The organism is Paenibacillus endoradicis (assembly GCF_024721975.1).
The window spans coordinates 517,419-535,845 of record NZ_JANQBB010000004.1; the positions used below are offsets into that span (position 1 = coordinate 517,419).

The window sequence follows — 18,427 nt, forward strand, 5'->3', positions numbered from 1 at the left end:
CGGTCGCTCATCCTTGAATAGCCTCGGGTAGAGGTTTTCTCAACCACTGATAGAAAGAAGGTATTCGAGATGGAATTATGGTATACAGAGAAACAGACAGAGAACTTTGGTATTACTGCCAAAATTACAAAGACATATGTTGATGAACAAACGGATTTTCAAGCGCTTGATATGATCGAGACTGAAGAGTTTGGAACGATGCTTGTACTTGATGGTATGGTTATGACTACAGTTAAGGACGAGTTTGTATATCATGAAATGGTCGCCCATCCTATTCTTTTCACTCACCCGAGCCCAGAGCATGTACTTGTTGTTGGCGGTGGAGACGGTGGTGTCATTCGTGAGATTATGAAGCATCCGAAAGTGAAAAAGGCAGTTCTAGTTGATATTGATGGCAAAGTAATTGAGTACTCTAAAAAGTACTTACCAACAATAGCATGCGAATTAGATAATCCACGTGTTGAAGTACAAGTTAACGATGGTTTTATGCACATTCATGACCATAAAAATACGTACGATGTTATTATGGTTGACTCTACAGAGCCGGTGGGTCCTGCAGCAAATCTATTTACTCGTGGTTTCTACCAAGGTATTTATGATGCTTTGAAAGAAGATGGTATTTTCGTTGCGCAAACGGATAATCCTTGGTTCAAGGCGGATCTTATTCAAATGGTTAACCGTGACGTGAAGGAAGTATTCCCAATTGTACGTGTATATGCAGCTAACATTCCTACTTACCCAAGTGGTCTTTGGACATTTACGATGGGAAGTAAAAAATATGATCCACTAGAAGTGGACGAGACTACAATTCCTGAATTGGATACTAAATACTACACACCTCGTCTACACAAAACCGCATTTGTTCTTCCGAAATTCGTTGAAGATCTTGTGAAATAATTCGAAATTAAGATAAAGGCGTATTCAGTCTCCTTATTGGGGATAGAATACGTCTTTTTATTGTTGTGGATATGAAAGTGCTGTTTTCACGTTGAATTTCAACCCCATACTGTATATAGTAGTAAGATATAATGTGTTGGTATAGGAGTTAGATTATGAATCACAAACAGGACGTTACAATTACACTAGAAAGCACTCAAGACGGAGAGAGTATGACGTTAACATATTCTGGTGAATGGTTTGTTAAGGAGAAGTCCTTCTACATTCGTTATGCTGAACAGACCGAACTTGGTGAAGTTCGTAATTTGTTGCGCTACCAGCATCAGTTGCTTTCTCATTCGCGCAAAGGTGCAGTAGAATCCGAGCAAATTTATGCGCTAGGGATCAGGCGAAGTGGTTATTATGATAACAAAGTAGTCAAGTTTGAACTTGATGCTCATACAAGCAAATTACGTCTACTTCATTTCGATGAAGAGATGACGGATGAATTACCAACAAAGTTGCCGTTTACATTGGAATGGACATATGACTTATTTGTTGGAGAACAATTAACTGGACAATTTTCAAACCGTTTGATCATTCAGGAGGGTTAACTTTATGAAAAATTATGTATTGGAAACAATGTACGAAACAATGAGAGAAGCAATTGCTAATGCAGTTATTGCTGCAGGTTTAGTTGAACGTGAACAATTGCCGATTTTCGTGCTAGAAGTGCCGAAAGATAAGACACATGGTGATCTTGCAACGAATGCAGCGATGCAACTAACGAAGATTGCGAAGAAAAATCCAAAAATAATTGCTGAAGCAATTATTGAGCATTTGGATATGAAAGCAGCATCAATTGAATCAGCTGAAATCGCAGGCCCTGGTTTTATTAATTTCCGCATGGACAATCGTTATTTATACGAAGTAGCTACTCAAGTACTAGAAGCAGAGGAAAACTACGGTCGTGTTGAAATAGGTAAAGGTCAGTCTATCGAGGTTGAATTCGTAAGTGCAAACCCAACAGGTAATTTGCATTTAGGTCATGCTAGAGGTGCAGCAGTTGGTGATGCACTATGTAACTTACTTGATTTTGCAGGTTATGATGTAACCCGTGAATATTATATTAATGATGCAGGGAAACAAATTGAGAATCTTGCTCTATCTATTGAAGCACGTTATTTGCAACAGCTTGGACAAGAAGCGGCAATGCCAGAAGATGGATATCATGGTGAGGATATTGTAGGATTTGCCAAACAATTAGTAGAAGACAAAGGGGAGTCTTTGCTGCAATTAGAGGGTAAAGAAAAATATGACTTCTATCGTAGCTATGGTTTAGAACGCGAACTAGCAAAAATTAAACGCGATCTAGAACGTTTCCGTGTTAACTTTGATATTTGGTACAGTGAGACTTCACTTTATGAAGAAGGAAAAGTTATCGCAGCACTTGATAAACTAAAAGCATCAGGACATGTATACGATGAAGATGGTGCGACTTGGTTAGCAACAATGCCACTAGGTGATGATAAAAACCGTGTACTTGTAAAAAATGATGGTTCATATACTTATCTTACTCCAGATATCGCATATCATCTTGATAAATATGGACGTGGATACGATCGTATGATTAACATTTGGGGAGCCGATCATCATGGTTATATTCCTCGTATGAAAGCAGCGATGGATGCACTAGGCCATGACTCTCAAAAGTTAACAGTTCTAATCGCGCAAATGGTAAGCCTATTCCAAAATGGCGAAAAAGTTAAAATGTCTAAACGTACAGGTAAAGCAGTAACGATGCAGGACCTTATGGAAGAAGTAGGCGTAGATGCTATTCGTTATAACTTTACAATGCGCAGTATGGACTCACATCTTGATTTTGATATGGACTTAGCGGTTTCTACGTCTAATGAAAATCCAGTGTTCTATGTTCAATATGCACATGCTCGTATTTGTAGCGTATTGCGTCAAGCGAGTGAACAAGGTATTGAAATGCCAGCACTATCTGAATTGCAATTCGATACGTTAACGTCTGAGCATGAATTTGACTTACTTCGTAAATTAGGTGAGTTACCTCAAGAAATAAGCGAGGCTGCAACGCAACATGCACCTCATCGTCTAATTCGTTATGTATACGAATTAGCTGCTCAATTCCATAGTTACTACCGTGCTGAAAAAGTAATTACTGAGAACCGTGAGTTAACACTAGCACGTCTTGCGTTGGTTAGATCAGTGAAGATTGCCCTAGTTAACGTATTAACACTAGTAGGAGTTTCAGCTCCTGAACGTATGTAATCATTGAATAACCACGAAGAGGCAATAAGTTAATCTATTGCCTCTTTTTTGTTTTAAACATTCTCCAGAGAACCAATATCGCCGCCGAATAATCGACGAAGCACTGCAACGTGTTCACTAGCGATCTTTTTGAACGACCAATTACAATGACGTTCAAAAATTTCGATTGTCAGCACCAAGAAGATGACATGAAGTTAGAGAAGCGAGAAACGCAATGTACGTATTAGGTACATGAGTATCGCAGTAATCAATGAATGGCATATTAGCCGCCGAAAAATTGACGAAGCATTACAACGTGATCACAATCGATCTTTTTGAACGACTTCTTCCTTGGCAACTTGTAACATCTTCACTACATCAATCTCTCCAGCTCTCCGAGCCTTTGTATATTTTAAAGGTTGCATCGATCGTTTTAAAATGGCTTTGATCTCGATTGGTTTCAAGTTAGGTGAACGCTCTAACAAAAGTGCAATAGCACCACTAACATGTGATGTTGCCATACTTGTTCCGCTCATCTCATGATAGTCTCCATTAAGCCATGCAGACACAATGCGATCACCTGGGGCATAGATATCAATATAAGAACCTTGATTACTAAAGGGGGCTATTTTCCGAATGGAGTTAGTCGCTCCAACGGCGATGGTATGAGGGTAGCGAGCGGGATAATCTATAGATTTTTTTTTGCTCTCATTGCCAGATGATGCCACAATAATAATTCCCTTGTTATAGGCGCGAATGACTGCATTCAACATAGCTTTACTTCTAGTTCGCATCCCAAAGCTCATATTGATAACGTCAATGCCATTACGTACGCACCAGTCAATGGCTTGGATGATATCGGAGACATATGCACTACCGTTTTTATCAAAAGCTTTTACAGGAGCTATGAGCGCGTGAGGGGCTATGCCAATCATGCCATTTACAGGATTGGAAGCTGCAATGGTTCCTGCGATATGTGTACCATGACCATTATCGTCGATCGGAGGCATTCCTCGGTTAATTAGGTTAATACCTGGGAGAATGGAACCTTTCAACGCAGGATGATGAAAATCAATACCTGTATCTATTACGCCAATCACGACTTGACGTCCAGTCGTATATTGCCATACTTGAGGAGCTTTCACTTTATCTACTCCCCAAGGTATCCCATTATTAATGAGTTTCTTATTCGTAGTGGAGGCGTGAAGTTGAATATTGCTGTCATCTAGATGCTCTAATTTCATTAATATCTAATCCCTCCCGAATACAATGTTCGATATTGTATGTGTTGTTAGGAGGATGCGTATATGCTAAAGCCTTTTTAAATATTAATGGGCGTTTATCCGTGTCAATTTGAATATTATTACATAAAATGAAAGATGAGTTCGAAGCTCATTTATGCCTAAAGGTGACTACCATCATTAGGAAGGATACAGTCACGGCGAAGGGTCCCCCCCTTCGCTTTTTATTTTTTATTCATTTTGTTAAGTGTTCGTTTAGGAACAACTTGCTTTTTTATATGAAATAAGGTTTACTATACTGTGACTATTGTTACAAAGATGCTTACAACTTACTTATTTAGATAGCAAGAGAGGATGTGTCGTTATGAGCGGTTACACATTAAAATTGGATCCTGAACGTATACGCGAAATGCCAATGGTTGACTTGGCATTTGAAGTGCTTAAAGCAGCTAACACGCCGTACTTTTATCGTGATCTAATGATGGAAATTGCGAAAATTCGTGGTCTTAGTGAGGATGGAATCAACAGATTCATTGCTCAAGTTTATACTGAAATCAATATTGATGGACGTTTTGCTTGTGTAGGGAATAATGTTTGGGGCTTGAAACGCTGGTACCCAGTGGAACGTGCAGAAGATCCAGTTGGAAATACAAAACGTACTCGTATTATTAATGACGAAGACGATATGGATGAAGATGAAGATCTTTATGTAGACGAGGAAGAAAATTATACAGTTGAAGAAGATGAGTTCGGTGCTTATCGTGAAGAAGAGACTTTCAGTGAAGCTGATGAAGAAGACGCTACAGAAGAAGATGTAGAGTTGGACGAAGAAGACATTGAAGATGAAGAGATCTCTCTTGAAGAAGCTGCTGAAGAAGAATACGAAGATTTTGAAGAAGAAGAGAAATAATTGGTTCATCAATTTAGAACAATAATAGAGGAATAAAATGTTACTCTATTACTTCTTCGGTTATGCTTGACATGAGCTATAGGGGAGAGTAAACTAACCTATGGGCTATAGAAACAGCTGAACATATTGATGTATCATTATATACCTTGTGAGAAAAGTGCCCCCGTGCTACGGGTGTCACTTTTTTTGTTTGTACAGGTCATAGATAAGCTAAAAACCTTTGAGAAAATGAAGGAATCAGGCTTGATTTATTAACATTTGGGAATAGCTAAAACATAACTAAAGCATGGAGGGTATTATCACAGTGACCAAATATATTTTTGTAACGGGCGGCGTTGTATCGTCTTTAGGTAAAGGGATTACTGCAGCATCTTTGGGAAGACTGCTTAAAAACAGAGGACTAAAAGTTACGATTCAGAAATTTGATCCATATATTAACGTGGACCCAGGAACAATGAGTCCTTATCAACATGGTGAGGTTTTTGTAACTGACGATGGAGCAGAGACAGACCTTGACTTAGGTCACTATGAGCGCTTTATTGATATCAACCTTTCAAAAAACAGCAATGTTACAACAGGTAAAATCTATTCCAATGTTATTACAAAAGAACGTCGCGGTGATTATTTAGGCGGAACAGTTCAAGTTATTCCTCATATTACTAATGAGATTAAAGAACGTGTATTCCGTGCTGGAAAAGAAACGGGCGCTGATGTTGTAATTACTGAAATTGGTGGTACTGTCGGTGATATTGAAAGTCTTCCATTCTTAGAAGCGATTCGTCAGATTAAGAGTGATATTGGTCGTGATAACGTGATGTATGTTCACGTTACGTTAATTCCATATATTAAAGCTGCCGGCGAAGTGAAAACTAAACCGACACAACATAGTGTGAAAGAACTTCGCTCTATTGGTATCCAACCCAATATTATTGTATGCCGTACTGAGTATCCATTAGCAGATGATCTGAAACGTAAAATTGGTTTGTTCTGTGATCTAGATACGAATGCAGTTATTGAGTGTCGTGATGCTTCTACTTTGTATGAGGTGCCATTGCAACTTCAAGCTGAAGGCTTTGATGAAATTGTTCTAAATCACCTGAAATTAGATGCTCCTCCAGCAAATATGGTGGAATGGACAGCGCTAGTTAATCGCGTGAAAACATTGAAAAACAATGTTGAAATTGCGATTGTTGGTAAATACGTTGCACTTCATGATGCTTATTTGAGTATTGTAGAAGCATTGAACCATGCAGGTATTGCTCTTGATTCTTCTATCTCCCTACGTTGGGTTGACGCAGAAGAAATTACAGATGCTAACGTTGTGGACAAGCTACAAGGAGTACAAGGTATTCTTGTACCTGGTGGTTTTGGTGATCGTGGTATTGAGGGTAAAATTTCAGCAATTCGTTTTGCACGTGAGCAAAAAGTTCCGTTCTTCGGAATTTGTCTTGGTATGCAAGTAGCAGTTATTGAGTACGCTAGACATGTTCTAGGACTTGAAAATGCTAACAGCTCTGAGATTAATGCTTCAACGCCATATCCTGTTATTGATCTATTACCTGATCAAAAAGATATTGAAGATATGGGTGGAACAATGCGTCTTGGCTTGTATCCATGTAAAGTTGTTGAAGGAACTAATGCTTATAAAGCTTATAATGATGAGCTTGTATATGAACGTCATCGTCATCGTTATGAGTTCAACAATGAGTATCGTGAAGCATTGGAAGAAGCGGGTCTTGTTATTTCAGGTACATCTCCAGATGGAAGATTAGTTGAAATGGTAGAAGTTAAGGATCATCCTTGGTTCCTAGCAGTTCAATTCCATCCAGAATTTACATCTAGACCTAATCGTCCTCAACAATTATTCCAAAACTTTGTAGAAGCAGCGCTTCAACAATAAAAGTGTAAATATTGGAATCGCTGTTGAATTATTTATAAATTAGCAGGAAAAGTTAAAAGTTACAGCGAATACTCTTTTATAGTAACATTCCCGTCACATTATTAAGGTGAAGGCTATAGGGGGTAGAAGTGGCTTGGAAAAACAACGAGTACTCATAGTGGATGATCAGAATGGAATTAGACTTCTGTTACATGAGGTGTTTAGTTCTGAAGGTTATAACACATTTCAAGCGTCTAACGGCAAAATCGCTCTGGATATTGTACGTAACAATCGCCCTGATCTCGTGCTTCTTGATATGAAGATTCCAGGTATGGATGGACTTGAAATATTGAAGCATATTAAGTCGATTGACGCTACAATTAAAGTCATCATGATGACAGCGTACGGTGAACTAGATATGATCAAACGAGCAACTGATCTGGGTGCAGTTAAGCATTTCACTAAGCCGTTTGATATTGATGAACTTCGAGTTGAAGTTAATTTTCAATTGAACAATTACGGTACTTACAACTCACAACTAGCTGAAGGTTAATGAATGGAAGCGTCGTTACGTTATCGTGGCGATGCTTCTATTATTTTGTAGTTTTAATATGCGGTATGAAATCACAGTGCACTATGCTATAATATCGTTGAATTAGTTTGCTTAGTGGCAAGTATGAACTTGTTCGAAAGAGTGAATGTTCTTCGCTAACTTGGCATAATATAGATATAATTTAAATGGATATGGATTAGAAAATGTAATCCTATATATATTGTTATCTATTTAATACTACGGAATATTAGAAACATGGGACAAGGGACACATGTAAACCGCCTGTTGTCAGTGCGCTTTCTCATTTGTTTTTGAGAGCATACTTGCGGCGGTTTTTACTATGTAGACTTCCAAGCAACGGGAGGACCAATAGATTAATGGAGAAATTGATGATACGCGGAGGTAATCCACTAAACGGAACTGTAACAATTAGTGGTGCCAAAAACAGTGCGATTGCTTTATTACCAGCAGCCGTTTTAGCTGAATCTGAAGTGATCTTGGATAATTTACCTAACATTAGCGATGTAGCAATCTATACTGAAATACTCGAGGAATTGGGCGCAGTTGTGTCTCGAAAAGACGATGAAATCCGTATAAATCCTACTCAATTAATATCTAAACCGATGCCTAACGGTAAAGTTAAAAAGCTTCGTGCTTCCTATTATTTGATGGGAGCATTGCTTGGTCGTTTCGGTGAAGCGACTATTGGAATGCCGGGAGGTTGTAACTTTGAACCTCGCCCTATCGATCAGCATATTAAAGGGTTTGAGGCATTAGGTGCGGTAGTGACGAATGAACAAGGCGCTTTGCATATAAAAGCTGAGCAATTACGCGGAGCGAAAATATATCTTGATGTAGCAAGTGTTGGTGCAACCATCAATATTATGCTTGCTGCATCACGTGCAATTGGTGTGACCATCATTGAAAATGCTGCAAAAGAGCCGGAAATCGTTGACGTAGCAACATTGTTGACTGCTATGGGTGCGAAGATTAAAGGTGCAGGTACTGAAACTATTCGTATTGAAGGCGTAAGAGAGATGAAAGGTTGTCGTCACTCTGTTATTTCTGATCGTATTCAAGCTGGAACTTATATGATTGCAGCAGCAGCTACTAGAGGAAATGTGTTAATTGATAACGTTATTCCGAAACATCTTGAGGCATTAACTGCCAAATTACAAGAAATGGGCGTTGAAGTCATCGAATATGATGAATCAATCCGTATTATCGGTAAACAGGAGTATAACGCTATTGACGTGAAAGCACTTGTGTATCCTGGTTTCCCAACTGATATGCAATCTCCAATGACTTCTTTGCTTACATGTGCAGTTGGCACAAGTCTACTTTCTGATTATGTATATGGAACTCGGTTCAAACATGTTCCAGAGCTAGTGTTAATGGGAGCCAACATTCGTGTTGAAGGTAGAACAGCTGTCATTGAAGGTGGTCCTTTACGTGCTGCCAAAGTAAAAGCGGCAGATCTTCGTGCTGGTGCGGCACTTGTTGTTGCAGCACTTACAGTAAAAGATGAAGTAACAGAAATCACTAACGTAGAGTACATCGATCGCGGTTATGATCGACTGGTTGAGAATTTAAGTATACTAGGTGCTGAAGTATGGAGAGAAGATAGCTAGCCTACTTCCAATAAACAGTTAGCACTGTCATAGAATAGATTCATGATGATCAGGCAATGCTGATTAATCAATAGCTGATTCTATATTTTATAATAAAGTGGTGAGATCATGTCAGATCTTCAAATTGCAGATTTGGAGAATATGAAGTTGACAGAGCTATATAAGCTCGCAAAACAATATCAAATTCCGTATTATGGTCAATTGAAAAAGAAAGAACTAATTTTTGCTATTTTACGTGCTCAAGCAGAGAAAAGTGGATTTTTATTTATGGAAGGCGTATTGGAAGTGTTGCCTGATGGCTTCGGCTTCCTACGTCCGATCAACTATTTACCTAGTAAAGAAGATATCTATATCTCAGCCTCTCAAATTCGTAAGTTTGATTTGAGAAACGGAGATTTAGTATCGGGTAAATGTAGACTACCAAAAGATAGTGAACGTTATTATGGTCTACTTCAAGTTAATGCAGTTAATGGTGAAAGTCCTGAAACAGCGCAAGAACGTTTACACTTCCCTGCACTTACTGCACTATACCCAGACAAAAAACTAACGCTAGAAACAGAGCAAAAGAAAATTTCCACGCGTATTATGGATTTATTAGCTCCAGTAGGTCTAGGACAACGTGGACTTATTGTCGCTCCTCCAAAAGCAGGTAAGACCCTACTCTTGAAAGAAATTGCCAACAGTATCTCAACGAATCACCCTGATATTGAGTTGTTTATTCTTCTTATTGATGAGCGTCCAGAAGAAGTTACCGATATGCAACGCTCTGTGAAAGGTGAAGTTATTGCTTCTACCTTTGATGAACTTCCAGAAAATCATATTAAAGTAGCTGAACTTGTACTTGAGCGTGCTTTGCGTCTTGTAGAGCATAAAAAAGATGTTGTCATTCTATTAGATAGTATTACCAGACTTGCTAGAGCATTCAATCTTCACGTTCCGCCATCTGGTAGAACATTAAGCGGTGGTATTGACCCAGCTGCGTTCCATCGTCCTAAGCGCTTTTTCGGTTCAGCACGTAATGTTGAAGAAGGTGGTAGTTTAACTATTTTAGCTACCGCATTAATAGAAACAGGTTCGCGTATGGATGATATTATTTATGAAGAATTTAAGGGAACGGGTAATATGGAGCTTCATCTCGATCGTAAGCTTGCTGAGCGTAGACTATTCCCTGCTATAGATATTCGTCGTTCGGGAACACGTAGAGAAGAATTGTTGCTTTCTAAGGAAGAGCTTGAAAAAATTTGGGCAATTCGTAAAAATATGAATGATTCCTTTGAATTTGTTGATCAATTCCTGAAGAAAATCAAAGAAGCAGAGACAAATGAGCAGTTCTTAATGTCATTGGATACTGCCACTGATGCTCCAAAACAAGAAAAGGCTAAGCAAGAGTTGTCTAGTGCCAAAAGACCAACATCGTCATCATCATCTACTACGCGCAAGCCGCCTACTAGAACAACGCAATCCTCTCAAATTGTTAAATAATGAACTTCATTAATTAAGTGAAATACTGATATACTTATTAAATTCCAGAAGTATATCATAAAGTACATCGAGAGAATGAGATTTTGCTTTCGATGTACTTTTCATTTACAAGACATGAATCGGATAATATATAGTGTTAAATTCTGCTTTCGATGTACTTTTCATTTACGAGGAGTAGATCGAGAAGCAATGAAAAGTTTTAGGATCTTGCTTTCGATGTACTTTTTGTATTTAAGAAGTATCTCGTTGAAGTCAAAAAGTTTTAGGAGGGCAACATGAATCTCGTATATGCAGATGAACAAGGAAATGTATATGATCATCCCGATTATATTGCACTAGCTCGAAGTGGTGATATGATTGTGGAGATTATGGAGGATGAATTAATCCCTTTACCTGATGGAGCGACACTTGTCAGTTTGCCATTCAGTAAGCCTATTGCACTTGATCCGGATACAGGTGAGATGCAAGTGATAGGTGATGGAGCACAGGCGGTCGGAGCATTGCTTCCTCAAGGATATACTCGTCTGAATATTCCTGGATATGTGAAATCAGATCCGAATGAGAAATTCCCCCTTTTCGGTTATACAGCAGTTGTCTGGAAAGATGGAGAGTTCTATGTGACGGCTGAGCAATGTGATGAGCCTGAACGCTGGGATCCAGAAAATTGTGATCGTGATGAACTGAAGATCGAAGTAGATCGACTACTAACGACATATCCGGAAAATCGTCTGTATAAGCATCTTTCTAATTGTGCTCTCGAATATGAATGTCTTACTGCTTCCAACACGTTCTTGAATCGTTGGGAGGGCGGGGTACCTGTATCATTCTCATGTAATGCTGGCTGCTTCGGATGTATTTCTGAACAACCTGATGATAGTGGTTTTGTTGCTCCTCAGACTCGGATGAATTTTAAACCTCAAGTTGATGAAGTTACGCAGATTATGCTTGAACATTTGAAACACCCTGATTCTATTATTAGTTTTGGACAAGGTTGTGAAGGTGAACCTTCAACTCAAGTGAAAACAATTGTAGAAGCTATGAAACAAGTTCGTAGTCAAACGGATCAAGGTTACATTAACATCAACACAAATGCAGGTTTAACAGACTTTATTCGTGCCATTGTAGATGAGGGACTTGATCTTATGCGTGTTAGTACGATTAGCGCGTTAGATGATCATTACAATGCATATTATCGTCCTAGAGGGTATACACTAAAAAATGTTGAGAAATCTTTGATCTACGCTGCTGAGCAAGGTGTGTATACATCTATAAACTATTTGATCTTCCCAGGTGTTACGGATCGTGAAGAAGAAATAGAAGCGATGATTGATTTCTGTAAACGTACAAAACTTAAAATGATTCAAATGCGAAATCTTAATATTGATCCTGAAAGTTATTTAAATCTTATTCCTAAAGCTAAAGGTGAAATTTACGGTATGAAGCAGATGCTTCAAATATTCCGTGAAGAGTTACCAGACGTAGTTATTGGTTCCTATACGCATGTTCCACCAAAGGAATTTAGACGCAAGTAGGTTGCGCATCTTTTCCATTGCAATTGGACCTTTAGTCTGTTAAACTCATTTCATGTGCATAAAACTCTGGTCCGTATGAGATCCAGGGCAGAAAGAGGTGAACGAGATGAAACAAGGTATTCATCCGACATACCACGCCGTTACAGCAACTTGCTCTTGTGGCAACACTTTCGAAACAGGTTCGATTAAATCGACTCTTAAAGTAGAAGTTTGTTCCGCATGCCACCCATTCTTCACGGGTAAGCAAAAGTTCCTGGATGCAGGCGGTCGTGTAGATCGTTTCAAAAAGAAATACGGTATCTAATCCATATCGTGTGTGTGCCTAGTATAGGCGACATAGGGAGGTCTTTGGTGGCTTGTAAAAGCCATCAAAGGCTTTTTTTATTATAGAGGTAGTTCAATATAAGCGCTTGTGATCACGATGTGTTACTTCGAAGTGGATTCAGCGGCGAAGATGACATTCATCGGAAGCCTGTGGTGCTCGTGTACCAATAATGTACACTCTGCTCCTCGTTTCCTAGCTTCGTGTCATCTTCTTGGTGCTGACAAGCACTTATGTTGAACTTTCATTGGAAGAGGTAGTTCAATATAAGCGCTTGTGATCACGATGTGTTACTTCGAAGAGAATTCAGCGGCGAAGATGACATTCATCGGAAGCCTGTGGTGCTCGTGTCCCAATAACGTACACTCTGCTCCTCGTTTCCTAGCTTCGTGTCATCTTCTTGGTGCTGACAAGCGCTTATGTTGAACTTTCATTGGAAGAGGTAGTTCAATACAAGCGCTTGTGATCACGATGTGTTACTTCGAAGTGGATTCAGCGGCGAAGATGACATTCATCGCTTATTGTATTAGGATTGGAAAACCTCACAATAGACCACAATATTAGTGTTTATAAGGCGTTAATATGCAAAAGCGATGCAATAGACCATAATATTAGTGTCTATGTGGTACTAATACGTGAAAACCTCACAATAGACCACAATATTAGTGTCTATGCGGTACTAATACGTGAAAACCTCACAATAGACCAATAAACTAGTGTCTATAAGGCGTTAATATGCAAAAGCGACGCAATAGACCGCAATATGTGGTACTAATACGTAAAAACCTCACAATAGACCACAATATTAGTGTCTATGTGGTACTAATACGTGAAAACCTCACAATAGACCACAATATCAGTGTCTATGTGGTACTAATACGTGAAAAAGTCGAAATAGACCACAAAATTAGTGTCTATGCGGTACTAATACGTGAAAACCTCACAATAGACCAGAAAACTAGTGTCCATGCGTCGTCTTACAGTAAAACACCTACTTATGTAGGTCTTAAATATCGTATATCTTTGTGAACAGATTGTGAGATGGTTGCACTTTTGTTCATATTGTAATATACTGATTCTTGCCGTGCTAGATGGGGAGGTAGCGGTGCCCTGTAACTCGCAATCCGCTATAGCGAGGTTGAATTCCTATTCTAGGTGTTGTCGATGTGAGGTCTGACGCTTGCAAGTAGTGTTGACAGTGGGGTCCTTCGCAATGGACGCTTATGAACCTGGTCAGGTCCGGAAGGAAGCAGCCATAAGTGAGTTAGTTCATGTGCCGAGGGAGTGCCTTGCTCGAGCTATGTAGTAAGAAAGTCGCTTGGATCGCTTCTATCGAAGATAGGTGCACGGTACTAAATGAATGAACAAAAGGCGTAGCCTACAAATAACCTGCCAATGGTAAGAGTGAACTCTTAATGATTGGCAGGTATTTTTGTGCCTAATTGTGTGAAAATATGTTGTTAAGAGAATACATGTAGTATAATGAGATGACGAAATAACTATATGATTTACTATATAGAAATTAGAGGAGAACGTAACGTGTCACATATAGCTCTATATCGTTCTTGGCGTCCGCAGATGTTCAAGGATATGGTCGGACAACAGCATATTATACAGACGCTACAAAATGCGATACGTGAACAACGTGTTTCACATGCATATTTGTTCAACGGCCCTCGTGGTACTGGTAAGACAACAACTGCTAAAGTATTGGCGAAGGCTGTGAATTGTGAACATGGTCCATCTATCGAACCATGTAATCAATGTGATAATTGTATTGGAATAACAGAAGGACATATTATGGATGTTGTAGAAATTGATGCAGCATCAAATCGTGGTATTGATGAAATTCGTGATATACGCGATAAAGTAAGATATGCTCCTACGGAAGTTCGATTTAAGGTGTATATTATCGATGAGGTTCATATGTTAACTGCAGAAGCATTCAATGCGCTTCTGAAGACATTGGAAGAACCGCCTCCGCATGTTATATTCATATTAGCAACAACAGAACCACATAAGTTGCCTGCTACAATTATTTCTCGTTGTCAGCGTTTTGATTTTAGGCAAGTATCTACTTCTGAGCAGGTTGAAAGACTTCAAGAGATTTGTGAAGAAGAAGGTATTGAAGCAACTAATGATGCACTTGCTTATATTGCGCGATTATCAGAAGGTGGTATGCGTGATGCCATTAGCTTATTAGAGCAAACTGCTGCCTTTGCTGATCGCAATATTACATTAGAAGCAGCAATAGATGTCACTGGTGGTATAGCTGCAGAACAATTTTACCAATTAGCAGAAGCGATCAAGGAGCGGGATGTTTCCAAAATGTTGCCACTTGTTGAAGGTCTTATGCAAGGTGGTAAAAGTCCAGATAAGTGCATGGAGAATCTAATTTATTATTTCCGTGACTTATTAGTCTTAAAGCTTGCTCCGCAAGGTAATGCAGTAACTGAGCGAATCGTAGATCATGAACGATTCTTACAGATGGCAGAGTCGTATAGTCCGGAGTCGTTGTTTAGTATGATTGAAACATTGAATCATTATCAGCAAGAATTACGCCATGCTGCTCAACCGCAAACACTATTGGAAGTTGCTTTATTGAAACTTTGTTCGACTTCACAATCAAGCGGTATAGGTGTTCAAGATGGTGCAACAGCCGCAAGTAGTCATGAAATTGTAGAACTTCGTCAACATGTGCATAAATTAGAAGGTCAACTGGCCCAGCTAATGAAGCAAGGAATAAACACGGCGCCAACTTCAACAAACGCAACCGATCGAACGGTCTCGCGTAAATCATTTACGAGTACGGGTGTTAATCGTCCTAAAGTTAAATTAGATCAATATGTTGTTGCAGCTAGTTCACAAGAGACTAATCAAGCTCGAATGAACTGGAGCGATGTGTTAATGCGAGTGAAGGATCGTAAAGTAACTGTACATGCTTGGCTGAAAGACAGTGAGCTAGTATCGGCAGTTGATCAACAATTGTTATTAACATTCAAAAATGAAATTCATCGCGAAACAACAGAAAAACCAACTCATCGAGAGCTGATTGAACAAGTATCCCAAGAAGTACTAGGTAAGCCTTACCAATTGGTTACCGTCATGCTCAAGGACTGGCAAAATGCTCTGGAAGGGACTACACAATCTCCCACAGAATCATTAGAGCTAGAGCCTGAGGATATTTCTATAAATGAATCAAAGCAACCGATCTGGGTCGAAGAAGCTGTAAAGTTATTCGGTGAAGATCTAGTTGTGGTAACAGACAAATAATCTAATGAGGTGAATGTAATGAATAATATGAACCAAATGATGAAACAAGTTAAAAAGATGCAAGCGCAAATGCTAAAGGCACAAGAAGAACTTGAAGGAAAAACAGTTGAAGGAAGTGCTGGTGGTGGAGTTGTAACTGTTACTATTAGCGGTCACAAAAAACTACTTAATATTTCAATTAGTCCAGAAGCTGTAGATCCAGAAGATATTGAAATGTTACAAGATCTTGTTGTAACAGCTGTTAATGATGCTCTTACAAAAGCAGAAGAACTAGCTAACCAAGATATGGGTAAGTACACAGGTGGAATGAAGATCCCAGGTCTATTTTAAGAGCGGTAAGTTAAAAAAATGGACTTTGATAACGATGAGATACGTTGTAGCCTAGTCGCGTCCAATATGAAGCGAACTTGGAAAGTGCGGTTCGCGTGTACGTAATCATGTACACTTGCGCTTCCGCCTTTCTCAAGTTACGCTCCATCTTCTCGGCTTGCGAAAGCCCCACATTTTGAACTCTCATTGTAAGGTAATTCAAAAAGCGGACTTTGCTAACGATGTTATGCTAATTATCTTTTTGAACCATTATTGGAAGAGGTAATTCAAAAGCCCACTTGTGATCACGTTGTGTCGCAAGTGGGCTTTAATTGACGGAGAGATACAGAGTTGATAAGAGTATCACTCTAGCTATTTATGAAGGAGCTGTACCTATACGTGTATTATCCAGAGCCAATAGCCAAGCTTATAGATTCCTTTACTCGTTTGCCTGGAATAGGTCCTAAGACAGCTGCACGCTTAGCGTTTCATGTGTTACGCATGAAAGAAGATGAAGTCATTGATTTCGCTAAGGCGCTTGTTAGCGTGAAGCGTAATCTGTTCTATTGTTCTATCTGTTGTAACATAACGGATACTGACCCTTGTCGTATTTGCCAAGATAAGAGTAGAAACCGTGAAATTATTTGTATTGTGCAAGAATCTAAAGATCTTATTGCAATGGAACGAATGAAGGAATTCGATGGCTACTATCATGTACTACAAGGTGCGATTTCTCCTATGGAAGGAATCGGTCCCGATCAAATTAGAATTGCCGAGCTATTAAAGCGGCTAGGCGATGAGACTGTCCAGGAACTGATATTAGCGACGAATCCTAATATTGAAGGGGAAGCTACTGCAATGTATATTTCAAGACTAGTCAAACCTTTCGGGATTAAAGTGACTCGAATTGCACACGGGTTACCTGTAGGTGGAGACTTGGAATATGCTGATGAAGTAACTTTGTCGAAGGCACTTGAAGGACGTCGTGAATTATTTTGATTTATGAATTTTATATTACTCATATTAAAGTCGATATTTTTGTGGTGCTGCCACATAGATATCGGCTTTTTATTTTGATGTTCTTCTAATAGAGGAAGTTCGAACATTTTATGTTCTATTTTGATTCCGAGCAAGATACATATGAAATAGGGCTTGTATATGTGAGGAGGAGAACGATGAACAAACATGTGGTAGATAAGGATACCGTATCAATTAGTCAATGGAATGAAGTTGAACCAATGAATAAAGAAATGGTTATTGAGGTAGACAAGCTACGTGTAGAGATTAAAGATTCACTTTCGCAATGGAGATCAGCTGAACGGCATTTTCAATATGCATGTGGACATGATGAAGTTGAGCTTGCGATATATTCTTTAATGGCGGCAGAGCAGAAATATCGTATGTTATTAAACAAAGCGAGAAAAATCGATATCGACTGGTCAAAAGTGAAAGGATACGTCATATGAAACTAATTTGGATTGTTATGTTTGCTATCTCTAGCTTAGCGCTTATCGTAGTGCTTCTCCGTAACCAATTATCAAGATTAAGTTTGAAAAAGGTTATTGTACATTGGATAATTGCGGCGACTGTATTATTTCTAATGAACTATTTTGAATTCATCCAACCTTATGCATTACCTATCAATCCATTAACGATTGGCACTACTGCTGTATTGGGATTACCGGGCATTGCATTGCTTATGGGTACTCAGTATCTAATCGGTTGAAAATAAAAAGATATAAAAACCGCGTAAGAACAAGGGTTTTCGCGGTTTTCGACAAAATAATTGAAAAAAGTTTTAAAAAGGGGTTGCATTACTGTAAGCCTATATGATATATTATTTCTTGTCGCCGCGAGAGATTGGGAGACACACACGAAAACGAAATGCGAATCACACTTACATAAGTAAATGAGAAACGCTTTGATATTTTCGCTTGATCTTTGAAAACTGAACAACGAGTAAGAACTGCCATTATCGTTTTCACCCCGTGAAAATGATAATAACAAGCGAAACAAAATGAGCAAGTCAAACACTTTAATGGAGAGTTTGATCCTGGCTCAGGACGAACGCTGGCGGCGTGCCTAATACATGCAAGTCGAGCGGAGTTGAAGAGAAGCTTGCTTCTCTGATACTTAGCGGCG

16 protein-coding genes, 1 rRNA gene and 1 other RNA gene are annotated in these 18,427 nt (G+C 39.1%); 17 read left to right on the forward strand and 1 reads right to left on the reverse strand.

Annotated elements, in window-relative coordinates; genetic code table 11:
• Nucleotides 1-69 precede the first annotated feature (69 nt).
• The 3 genes from speE (at nucleotide 70) to argS (ending at nucleotide 3,174) form a co-directional block, all read left to right on the forward strand.
• A complete protein-coding gene (gene speE / locus NV377_RS16325) occupies nucleotides 70-897 on the forward strand; it encodes a polyamine aminopropyltransferase (RefSeq protein WP_258201847.1) in 828 nt (275 codons plus the stop codon).
• Nucleotides 898-1,052: 155 nt separating this feature from the next.
• Nucleotides 1,053-1,490, forward strand: coding sequence for a YwiB family protein (locus NV377_RS16330; protein WP_258201848.1), 438 nt, complete (start codon nucleotides 1,053-1,055; stop codon nucleotides 1,488-1,490).
• A gap of 4 nt (nucleotides 1,491-1,494) precedes the next feature.
• The gene (gene argS / locus NV377_RS16335) at nucleotides 1,495-3,174 is read left to right on the forward strand and encodes an arginine--tRNA ligase (RefSeq protein WP_258201849.1); all 1,680 of its coding nucleotides are present in this window, start codon (nucleotides 1,495-1,497) and stop codon (nucleotides 3,172-3,174) included.
• A 299-nt stretch (nucleotides 3,175-3,473) separates the two neighbouring features.
• Here the strand turns inward: argS and NV377_RS16340 are convergent, their stop codons facing one another.
• Nucleotides 3,474-4,397, reverse strand: coding sequence for a S8 family peptidase (locus NV377_RS16340; RefSeq protein ID WP_258201850.1), 924 nt, complete (start codon nucleotides 4,395-4,397; stop codon nucleotides 3,474-3,476).
• A gap of 361 nt (nucleotides 4,398-4,758) precedes the next feature.
• Between NV377_RS16340 and rpoE the strand changes: the two genes are divergently transcribed.
• The 14 genes from rpoE to NV377_RS16410 form a co-directional block, all read left to right on the forward strand.
• Complete coding sequence (gene rpoE / locus NV377_RS16345) at nucleotides 4,759-5,304, forward strand: DNA-directed RNA polymerase subunit delta (RefSeq protein WP_258201851.1); 546 nt, start codon at nucleotides 4,759-4,761, stop codon at nucleotides 5,302-5,304.
• A gap of 304 nt (nucleotides 5,305-5,608) precedes the next feature.
• Nucleotides 5,609-7,204, forward strand: coding sequence for a CTP synthase (gene pyrG / locus NV377_RS16350; protein ID WP_258201852.1), 1,596 nt, complete (start codon nucleotides 5,609-5,611; stop codon nucleotides 7,202-7,204).
• Between the two features lie 133 nt (nucleotides 7,205-7,337).
• A complete protein-coding gene (locus NV377_RS16355; protein WP_258201853.1) occupies nucleotides 7,338-7,736 on the forward strand; it encodes a response regulator in 399 nt (132 codons plus the stop codon).
• A 377-nt stretch (nucleotides 7,737-8,113) separates the two neighbouring features.
• A complete protein-coding gene (murA, locus tag NV377_RS16360) occupies nucleotides 8,114-9,367 on the forward strand; it encodes a UDP-N-acetylglucosamine 1-carboxyvinyltransferase (RefSeq protein WP_258201854.1) in 1,254 nt (417 codons plus the stop codon).
• Nucleotides 9,368-9,475: 108 nt separating this feature from the next.
• Nucleotides 9,476-10,849 carry a transcription termination factor Rho gene (gene rho / locus NV377_RS16365; protein ID WP_258201855.1) on the forward strand — a complete coding sequence of 458 codons (1,374 nt, stop codon included), beginning with the start codon at nucleotides 9,476-9,478 and terminating at the stop codon, nucleotides 10,847-10,849.
• 275 nt (nucleotides 10,850-11,124) lie between these two features.
• Nucleotides 11,125-12,381, forward strand: a complete 1,257-nt coding sequence (locus NV377_RS16370) for a radical SAM family protein (protein ID WP_258201856.1) — start codon at nucleotides 11,125-11,127, stop codon at nucleotides 12,379-12,381.
• A gap of 106 nt (nucleotides 12,382-12,487) precedes the next feature.
• Nucleotides 12,488-12,685, forward strand: coding sequence for a 50S ribosomal protein L31 (gene rpmE, locus NV377_RS16375; RefSeq protein WP_258201857.1), 198 nt, complete (start codon nucleotides 12,488-12,490; stop codon nucleotides 12,683-12,685).
• Nucleotides 12,686-13,785: 1,100 nt separating this feature from the next.
• Nucleotides 13,786-14,053: signal recognition particle sRNA large type (gene ffs / locus NV377_RS16380), an RNA gene on the forward strand.
• A gap of 189 nt (nucleotides 14,054-14,242) precedes the next feature.
• The gene (gene dnaX / locus NV377_RS16385) at nucleotides 14,243-15,976 is read left to right on the forward strand and encodes a DNA polymerase III subunit gamma/tau (RefSeq protein WP_258201858.1); all 1,734 of its coding nucleotides are present in this window, start codon (nucleotides 14,243-14,245) and stop codon (nucleotides 15,974-15,976) included.
• Nucleotides 15,977-15,994: 18 nt separating this feature from the next.
• Nucleotides 15,995-16,306: a YbaB/EbfC family nucleoid-associated protein gene (locus NV377_RS16390; protein WP_258201859.1), complete on the forward strand. Its 312-nt coding sequence runs from the start codon at nucleotides 15,995-15,997 to the stop codon at nucleotides 16,304-16,306.
• A gap of 378 nt (nucleotides 16,307-16,684) precedes the next feature.
• Entirely contained in the window at nucleotides 16,685-17,284 is a 600-nt protein-coding gene (gene recR / locus NV377_RS16395; RefSeq protein ID WP_258201860.1) for a recombination mediator RecR, read from the forward strand.
• Nucleotides 17,285-17,460: 176 nt separating this feature from the next.
• Complete coding sequence (locus tag NV377_RS16400) at nucleotides 17,461-17,751, forward strand: hypothetical protein (protein WP_258201861.1); 291 nt, start codon at nucleotides 17,461-17,463, stop codon at nucleotides 17,749-17,751.
• Nucleotides 17,748-18,011 carry a pro-sigmaK processing inhibitor BofA family protein gene (locus NV377_RS16405; RefSeq protein WP_258201862.1) on the forward strand — a complete coding sequence of 88 codons (264 nt, stop codon included), beginning with the start codon at nucleotides 17,748-17,750 and terminating at the stop codon, nucleotides 18,009-18,011. The genes NV377_RS16400 and NV377_RS16405 overlap by 4 nt, the downstream gene beginning before the upstream one ends.
• A 309-nt stretch (nucleotides 18,012-18,320) precedes the next feature.
• Nucleotides 18,321-18,427 (forward strand): 16S ribosomal RNA (locus tag NV377_RS16410); the annotation flags it as partial.